This window comes from Streptomyces sp. NPDC000941, assembly GCF_053599555.1.
The window spans coordinates 41478-48136 of record NZ_JBSFMM010000075.1; the positions used below are offsets into that span (position 1 = coordinate 41478).

3 protein-coding genes are annotated in these 6659 nt (G+C 70.2%); all 3 read left to right on the top strand.

The annotated features are described in order from the left end of the window. Nucleotides 1-49: 49 nt before the first annotated feature. Nucleotides 50-2890, top strand: a complete 2841-nt coding sequence (locus ACWDSL_RS24105; RefSeq protein WP_450488603.1) for a glycoside hydrolase family 3 C-terminal domain-containing protein — start codon at nt 50-52, stop codon at nt 2888-2890. A 263-nt stretch (nt 2891-3153) separates the two neighbouring features. Beyond that, nucleotides 3154-5436, top strand: a complete 2283-nt coding sequence (gene yicI, locus ACWDSL_RS24110) for an alpha-xylosidase (RefSeq protein WP_450488605.1) — start codon at nt 3154-3156, stop codon at nt 5434-5436. Nucleotides 5437-5804: 368 nt separating this feature from the next. Beyond that, the coding region (locus ACWDSL_RS24115; protein ID WP_450488607.1) for a beta-L-arabinofuranosidase domain-containing protein at nt 5805-6659 on the top strand (855 nt) is incomplete at its 3' end.

A 6659-nucleotide genomic window follows, 5' to 3' on the forward strand; every position in this document is an offset into this window, starting at 1 on the left:
CGAAGCGCTTCGAAAGCGCCTCACCGCTCCACCGCAAGGGGATCCCCAAGTGACCGCACACACGCCGCCAACTCCGCCTTTCCGCGATCGGCAACTGCCGTTCGTGAAGCGCATCGACGACCTTCTGCCGCGGCTCACCCTCGACGAGAAGATCGGATTCCTGCACCAGTTCGCGCCTGCCGTGGAGCGGCTCGGCATCGCCGCGTTCCGCACCGGCCAGGAGGCCCTGCACGGCGTGGCCTGGATGGGTCCGGCCACCGTCTTCCCGCAGGCGGTGGGCCTGGGCGCGACCTGGAACACGGATCTCGTACGACGGGTCGGCGAGGCGGTGTCCAAGGAGGTCCGGGCGATGCGCGCCCGCGACGACCGCGTGGGGCTGAACGCCTGGGCGCCGACCGTGAACCTGCTGCGCCACCCTCTGTGGGGCCGGAACGAGGAGGGCTACTCGGAGGACCCGAAACTCACCTCGGCCATCGCCACCGCCTACACGCACGGCCTGCGCGGCGAGCACTCCACCTACTGGCGCACCGCGCCCGTCCTCAAGCACTGGCTGGCCCATAACAACGAGACGGGCCGCGACGTCACGTCCTCCTCAGTCCGCCCGCGCGTCCTGCACGAATACGACCTGCGCGCCTTCCGCGAGACGGTCGAGGCGGGTGCCGTGGCCGGTGTGATGCCGGCGTACAACCTGGTCAACGGCCGCCCGAACCATGTCTCGCCATATCTGCGCGAACATCTGCGCACCTGGACCGACGAGGAGCTGCTGGTCTGCTCGGACGCGGGCGCGCCCTCCAATCTGGTCGACTCCGAGCACTACTTCGACACCCACGAGGAGGCGACGGCCGCCGCGCTGCGGGCCGGCGTCGACAGCTTCACCGACCACGGCACCGACAGTTCCCAGATCACCGGACGGGTCCGCGGCGCCCTGGAGCGGGGCCTGCTGACCGAGTCCGACATCGACGCGGCGGTCCGCCGCCAGCTCTCGGTCCGCTTCCGCCTCGGCGAGTTCGACCCGGAGTACGACCCGCACGCGCTCACCACGGACTTCGACACCCCGGCCCACCGCGCCCTCGCCCAGGAGGCTGCCGAGCAGGCGGTCGTGCTGCTCAAGAACGACCGCGGCCTGCTGCCGCTCGCCCCGGACACCCGGCTCGCCGTGGTCGGCCTGCTCGCCGACGAGTGCAAGCTCGACTGGTACAGCGGCACGCTTCTGCACCGCTGCACGCCGTTGGCGGGCCTGCGCGAGCGGTTCGGCTCGGAGCGCGTGCAGTTCGCGGAGGGCGCGGACCGGATTCTGCTGAAGACCTCGGCCGGAACCTTCCTGTACGTGCCCGAGGCGGACGCCGAGGACGAGGTTCGCGGCGCCGAAGGCGCCCTCGACCCGGCCCTGCTCGCGGGCCGGACGGACCTGCCCCCGCTCACCACCGACGCGACCGGCACCGAGCTCTCCCTCATCGACTGGGGCGAGGGCGTGCTGACCCTGCGCGCCCCCGACGGCCGCTATCTCTCCGTCGCCGAGGACGGTCATGTCCGAGCCTCCGCTGACCAGCCCGGAGGCTGGGTCGTCCAGGAGACGTTCCGCCTGGAACCGCACGACAACGGGTACCTTCTTCGGCACATCGGTACGGGGCACCCCATCTCTGTCGCCGCCGATGGCCTCAAGGTCGCCGACGGGAACGGGGAGATCTTCGAGGTCGTCGTCGTCGAAAGCGGCGAGGACGCGGTGAGCAGGGCCGCCTCGCAGGCGGAGGTGGTCCTGGTGGTCGCGGGTAACGATCCGCACATCAACGGACGCGAGACCGAGGACCGTACGACCCTGGCCCTCCCCGGCCACCAGGAGCGCCTGCTGCGCGCGGCCCGCACGGCCAACCCGAACACGGTGCTGGCGCTGGTGTCGGCGTACCCGTACGCGGTCGACCACGCGGAGGTGCCGGCGCTGCTGTGGACGGCCCACGGCGGCCAGGCGGCCGGCGGCGCCCTGGCCCGGATCCTGGCCGGCGACGTCTCCCCCGCCGGCCGCCTCCCGCAGACCTGGTACGCCGACGACTCCGACCTGCCCGACCTCCTCGACTACGACGTGATCGGCAGCCGCCAGACGTACCTCTACTTCGAGGGCACGCCTCTCTTCCCGTTCGGCCACGGTCTGTCGTACGCGTCCTTCTCCTACGAAGGTCTCACGACTCGCGTCGAGGACGGGACACTGCACGTGTCCTTCACGGTCGGCAACACCGGTGACGTCACCGCGGACGAGGTCGCCCAGCTCTACACCCGGGCCATGGAGCCGTCGGTGCCACGGCCCCGCAGGGAACTGGCCGCGCACCAGCGTGTGACGCTCGCGCCCGGCGAGGTCACGGAGATTGCCTTCCGGGTGCCGATGTCGGCGTTCGCGTTCTGGGACGTGGCACAGGGGCGTCAGCGGGTGACACCGGGCCTCCACGAGATCCTCGTCGGAGCGTCCAGCGAGGACATCCGCCTGGTCCGGACCGTCGACCTCGACGGCGAGCCGTCCGTCCCCCGGCCGGTCATGGTGGGCGGCCTGGACGCCGCGGACTTTGACGACCAGAGCGACACGGAGATCGTGGACCGCGCGAAGACGTCCGGTGACTCCGTCGCCCCTGTGGCCGGCGTGGGGGGCGAGCTGGTGTTCCGTGACTGTGATTTCGGAGAGGGAGCTGCCGGAATCACGGTGGAGGCCGCGGGTGAGGGCACGGTCGAACTCTCGCTGGGTGACGGTCCGGTACTGGCAGTGCTCACGCTGTCCCCGGGTACGGCCGGGCCTTACGACTACTCCACGGCGAGCGTCCCCGTCGTCGTGGCGGCCGGTGTGCACGACGTCCGCCTCGGACTGCGTGGCCCGGTGCGGCTCGCGCGCGTCACCTTCTCCGTCTGAGGTCCGCATCGACCCCATGTGCGCGGGAGTCGCCGCACAGGAGTCCGGCACCGGAAGGCTCGGTGCCGGGCTCGGCTTCTTCAGACCTGCGTTCGACCTGATCTTCCTCGCCCGGACCGTTCGGGCGCGGGGACCACCGGCTCTCCAGCGCACACCATCGCGACGATCGACTACGACACCCTGAACCACGCCCCCAAGGACCGCTACCACTGGTACCGGGGGCTGATCACCGCGCACCGCGCGCGGACGGAGGAACCTGCCCGATGAAGTTCACAGACGGATACTGGCTGATGCGTCCGGGCTGCACCGCCCGCTATGCCACCGAGGTCGCCGACATCCGCGCCGATGACCACCGGATGACGCTGTACGCACCCGTGAAACACGTGAGCCGACGCGGGCAGACCCTCAACAGCCCGCTACTGACGGTGGAGTGCTGGTCCCCGGCCGAGGGAATCATCGGCGTGCGGACCACCCACCATGCCGGATCGGTCCGCCGGGGACCGGAGTTCGCGTTGCCCGGCGCCGGTGCGGACGCCGGCAAGGTACGCCGGGACGGAGCGGTGCTGGAGCTGTCCTCCGGCGAACTGACGCTGCGGGTGGATACGGAACAGCCGTGGCTGCTCGAGTTCACCGCCGGCGGACGCGTGCTGACCTCCGCCGGCGAGCGCGGCACCGGTTTCGTCACCGACGCCGAGGGCCGCCACTACATGCTCGGCCAGCTCTCCTTGGACGTCGGAGAGCTGGTCTACGGCCTGGGGGAGCGTTTCACCCCGTTCGCCAAGAACGGGCAGAGTGTGGACATCTGGCAGGCCGACGGCGGCACCAGCAGCGAACAGGCTTACAAGAACATCCCGTTCCATCTGACCAACCGTGGATACGGCGTCTTCGTGAACCATCCCGGCAAGGTCAGCTACGAGGTCGGCTCCGAGTCGGTCGGCCAGGTCCAGTTCAGCGTCGAGGACCAGTCGCTGGAGTACTTCGTCATCCACGGCCCGACCCCGAAGCAGGTCCTGGAACGCTACACCGCGCTCACCGGCCGCCCGGCCCTGCCGCCTGCCTGGGCACTGGGCCTGTGGCTGACCACGTCCTTCACCACCGACTACGACGAGGCCACGGTCGGCCGCTTCATCGACGGCATGGCCGAGCGCGGCATCCCGCTGAGCGTCTTCCACTTCGACTGCTTCTGGATGCGCGCCTACCAGTGGTCCGACTTCGCATGGGACGCAGAGACCTTCCCCGACCCGGTCGGCATGCTGAGCAGGCTCAAGCAGCAGGGGTTGCGGATCTCCGCCTGGATCAACCCGTACATCGCGCAGAAGTCGGCGATGTTCGAGGAGGGCATGCGCGAGGGCCACCTGGTGCGGCGCCCGGACGGCAGCGTCTGGCAGTGGGACCTGTGGCAGCCCGGCATGGCCCTGGTGGACTTCACCAACCCGGCCGCGCGCGACTGGTACACCGGCAAACTGAAGACGCTGCTCGACCAGGGCGTGGACTGCTTCAAGACCGACTTCGGCGAGCGCATTCCCACCGATGTCGTCTGGCACGACGGCTCCGACCCCGAGCGGATGCACAACTACTACACCCACCTCTACAACCAGGCCGTCTTCGAACTGCTGCGCGCCGAGCGAGGCGAGGGCGAGGCGCTGCTGTTCGCCCGCTCCGCCACGGCGGGCGGCCAGCAGTACCCGGTCCACTGGGGCGGCGACTGCGAGTCCCACTTCAACGCCATGGCCGAGTCGCTGCGCGGCGGACTCTCCCTCGGCCTGTCCGGCTTCGGTTTCTGGAGTCACGACATCGGCGGCTTCGAGGGCACCCCGACCCCGGCCGTGTTCAAGCGCTGGGTGCAGTTCGGGCTGCTCTCCTCGCACAGCCGCCTGCACGGCAGCAAGTCGTACCGCGTGCCGTGGGACTACGGCGAGGAGGCCGTCGACGTCACCCGCGAGTTCACCCTGCTCAAGCACCGCCTCGCCCCGTACCTCCAGCGCGTCGCGCAGCAGGCGCACACCACCGGTGTCCCGGTGATGCGCGCCATGGTGCTGGAGTTCCCCGACGACCCGGCCGCCGCCACCCTCGACCGGCAGTACATGCTCGGCGACGACCTGCTCGTCGCCCCGGTCTTCGCCGACGACGGCACAGTCGAGTACTACGTACCGGAAGGCACCTGGACCAATGTGCTGACGGGCGCGCAGGTCACCGGTCCGCGCTGGGCCCGTGAGCAGCACGGCTTCCACACCCTGCCGCTGCTGGCCCGCCCGGACTCGGTCATCGCGCTGGCCGCCGACGACCAGCACCCGGTCTCCGCCTGGGCGGACGGCGTCGAACTGCGGGTGCACGCCTTCGCCGACGGCGCCGAGCGCACCGTGGTGATTCCCAGCACCGACGGCCCCGGTGAGACGGCCCGCTTCCACCTGCGCCGCCGGGGCGACCACCTGTATGTGACCACCGACAGCCCGCACCCGTGGCTGCTGCGGATCGGCGGCCCGAACGCAACCGTGCACACCCGGCCCGCCGGCACCTCGGAGGCCGACCTGCCGTACCCGGCCTGAACCCGACAGCCAGGGCGGGGTCCCCGCAGCTCGGACTGTTCTGATGGCCGAGGCCGAGGTGTCCCGGGTGGCGCCGATGTGCTACCCGCGGGGCGAGTTCCGTATGGGTGTGGGGGGACCGCGAGGGAGGCTTCGCGGCACCTGCTCGCCGTCGGCGGCGCGCTGTCCGGCTGTCGTCACCCCCTGGCGGAGAGGTAGGTGTCGCGGTAGTCGTACGCGGTCGAGCCGACGGCACCGCGACCGCGCAATCCTCTCCGGCCTGCTCCACCGTCCCTCGGCCAAGCCGCTCCGCTCCGCCCACGCCCCCACCCGATCAACGAACCGGGAAAGACCGGACACGCGGGAGGCCGGGGCGGGGTCAGGTCCGGTTGACCGCGAGCCGATGGCTGGACAACCAGAACCGTACGCGGAACTACCTGCGGTTCGTCGATGCCGACCGGTTGCTGTACAATTTCCGGGCCAACCACCGGTTGCCCACCCATGGCGCCGCCTCCAACGGCGGCTGGGACGGGCCGACGTTCCCCTTCCGCACCCACGTGCAGGGGCACTTCCTCACCGCGTGGGCGCAGGTGTATGCCGTGACGGGGGACACCACGTGCCGGGACAAGGCTGTCCACATGGTGGCAGAGTTGGCCAAGTGCCAGGCCAACAATGGCGCCGTGGGGTTCAACGGCGGGTACCTGTCCGGCTTTCCCGAGTCCGACTTCAGCGCTCTCGAGGCGGGAACCCTGTCGAACGGCAACGTGCCGTACTACGTCATCCACAAGACCCTGGCCGGCCTGCTGGACGTATGGCGCCATATGGGCAGCACGCAAGCTCGCGATGTGCTGTTGGGCCTGGCCGGATGGGTCGACTGGCGCACCGGTCGGCTGAGCGGCCAGCAGATGCAGTCCGTGTTGGGGACCGAGTTCGGTGGCATGAATGCCGTACTGTCCGACCTCTACCTCCAGACCGGCGACTCGCGATGGCTCACCGCCGCGCAACGCTTCGACCACGGCGCGGTGTTCGACCCGCTGGCATCCAATCAGGACCGGCTGAACGGGCTGCACGCCAACACCCAGGTGCCCAAATGGATCGGCGCCGCCCGGGAGTACAAGGCCACCGGCACCACCCGCTACCGGGACATCGCCACCAACGCCTGGAACATCTGCGTCAACACGCACACCTACGTCATCGGCGGCAACAGCCAGGCGGAGCACTTCCGCCCCCCGAACGCCATCGCC